This window comes from Candidatus Thiosymbion oneisti (assembly GCF_900092655.1).
GTDB lineage: Bacteria > Pseudomonadota > Gammaproteobacteria > Chromatiales > Chromatiaceae > Thiosymbion > Thiosymbion oneisti.
Map to the genome: position 1 here is coordinate 1 of NZ_FLUY01001578.1, position 2,717 is coordinate 2,717.

General features: G+C 62.7%; 1 protein-coding gene. It reads left to right on the forward strand.

All coding sequences use genetic code 11. The features are described 5' to 3' along the window. The first annotated feature begins 213 nt into the window (after positions 1-213). On the forward strand, positions 214-2,574 hold the full coding sequence (locus BQ17_RS15945) for a DNA translocase FtsK (protein WP_089728718.1): 2,361 nt from the start codon (positions 214-216) through the stop codon (positions 2,572-2,574). Positions 2,575-2,717: the final 143 nt, after the last annotated feature.

Here is a 2,717-nt window from a genome sequence, read left to right on the forward strand (position 1 = left end):
CGCGCCCGGACCGGCACGGCGCCGAACGCGGCGTAACGCAACCCGACGCTCGGATCCATTTTAACCAGACAGCTTCTCAGATCGCTGGCAGCTGAAATCAGTTTGCTTAACCGACGGAGATTTATCCCGCTCGCCCTGGCTTATCTTTCCTTGATTACAGGAAAAAGCCTCTGTAAGGTTGTAATATCCAAAGGGATACCAGGGGACTAACCTGTGGCTCAGGCAACTCGGGTCGGGACGCTGACCTTCAGCGACTATCTGCAACGCGGCATCCGTGAAGGGGCGCTGTGGGCCCTGCTGTGTGTGGCGCTTTATCTACTGCTGACCCTGGTGACCTACTCCCCCCAAGATCCGGCCTGGTCCCACATCGGTTACGGTGGCATCGTGACCAATGCGGGCGGCAGGGTCGGCGCTTGGTTCTCCGATATCGCGTTTTATCTGTTCGGTATTTTGTCCTTTTCTATCCCGGTTATGGTCGCCTGGAGCGGCTATCTGATCTTTCGCAAGCCGGAACCGGAGCCCGAGATCCGACTCCACAAGTTGGCGCTCGGCTGGTTCGGCTTCTTGTTCGCCCTGGTCGCGGGCTGTGCCTTCGCAAGTATCTACCTGCCGGCGCTCGGGGCCGAATTACCGAACGGGACTGGGGGAGGGCTGGGGTTGCTCCTCGGGGACAGTATGATTTTGGCCTTTGGCCCCAAGGGAACAACTGTGTTCCTATTAGGGTTGTTTCTCGCCGGTTTCAGGCTCCTCACGGGGATCTCTTGGCTGGCGGTGCTGGATACCTTGGGGGGCTCCGTCCTGGCTCTTATGCGGTGGGTAAAGGACGGGACCTGGTTTCCGTTATGGCGCCGTCGGTCCCCGGCGGATGGCGAGGAAAGGGACGAACCTGTCTTGCCGGAGGCCCCGGAGCTATCTGAGTCTTATCAACCGGAGATGCCGCCGGTCGCCGAGCCCGGTCCCCCTCCAGAACAGTCGAAACCAGAGCGGTCGAAACCCGTCACGGCAGCTGCACCCGCGGCAGCGCAGGACGGGCCCCAGCTCGAGGGCTCCCAGTTTCTCGGCGAGGGGAGGCCCCCGTCCCTGGAGCTCCTGGACCCGCCCCGCAAGAGCGGTAAGGGTTACACGGAGGAGATGCTGGAAGATCTCTCGCGCCAAGTGGAGGCCAAGCTTGCGGACTTCGGTGTCGTCGCGGAAGTGGTCGCGGTGCATACGGGGCCGGTGGTTGCTCTGCTGGAGCTTCAGCTTGCGCCCGGCACCAAGGTGAGCAAGATCACGGGTCTCGCCAAGGACATCGCGCGGGCGCTGTCCACCGTGAGCGTGCGGGTGGTGGAGGTCATACCGGGCAAATCCGTCATCGGCCTCGAGATCCCCAACGAGCACCGCGAGACCGTCTTCCTGAGCGAGGTCTTGACCTCCCCGACCTATCAGGACGCCAAGGCGCCTCTGACCTTGGCCATGGGTACCGATATCGCCGGACAGCCGGTGTGTGCGGACCTGGCCCGCATGCCCCATGCCCTGATCGCCGGCACGACGGGCTCGGGAAAATCCGTGGCCATCAATGTGATGATCCTGAGTCTGGTCTATAAATCCACACCGAAGGATGTGCGCCTGATCATGGTGGACCCCAAGATGCTGGAGCTCTCGGTCTACGAGGGCATTCCCCACTTGCTCACCCCCGTGGTCACGGACATGAAGGAAGCGGCGAGTGCCCTGCGCTGGTGCGTCGCAGAGATGGAACGCCGGTATCGCCTGATGGCCCAGCTCGGCGTGCGCAACATCGCCGGCTACAACCGCAAGGTCGCGGACGCGGAGGCGGCCGGGGAGCCCATCCCCGATCCCCTGTTCGTGACCGAGCCGGGCGGATTGGGGGTAAATGAGACCGAGGCGGTGCCTCACCTCGCCCACCTCCCCTACATCGTAGTCATCATCGACGAGTTGGCGGACATGATGATGGTGGTGGGCAAGAAGGTAGAGGAGCTCATCGCACGCCTGGCGCAGAAGGCGCGGGCCTCGGGAATTCACCTGCTGCTCGCGACCCAGCGCCCGTCGGTGGACGTGCTTACGGGCCTGATCAAGGCCAATATCCCGACGCGCATGGCCTTCCAGGTGTCCTCGCGGATCGATTCGCGGACCGTCCTCGACCAGATGGGGGCCGAGCACCTCCTTGGGTGGGGCGATATGCTTTACCTTCCCCCCGGCACCAGCATTCCCCAACGGGTACACGGCGCCTTCGTAGACGACCAGGAGGTGCACCGGGTTGCGGAACACCTCAAGCGAACGGGGGCGCCGGACTATATCAACACCGTTCTGCAGGATACGGGAGAGGCCATTCCCGGCATCGATCCGGACTCCTCCGGTGGTGACACCGAGGACCAGGATCCCTTGTTCGACGAAGCGGTCCAGTTCGTCACCGAGACCCGCCGCGCCTCCATTTCGGGCGTGCAGCGCAGGCTCAAGATCGGCTACAACCGGGCCGCCCGGATGGTCGAGGAGATGGAGCGCATCGGCCTGGTCGGCCCCGCCGAGACCAACGGCAACCGGGAGGTCTTGGTCCCGCCGCCACCCGAGGCCTGACCTTTTTTACTTGCGGATTGTAACGGTGAAGAAACAGAACCAAGCAGACTTCACCACATATCGAACCACGGATCAACACGGATTGGTCTCCATCCGTGTCGATCCGTGTTCATCCGTGGTTCTGTTTCCGGTTGTTATCTGCA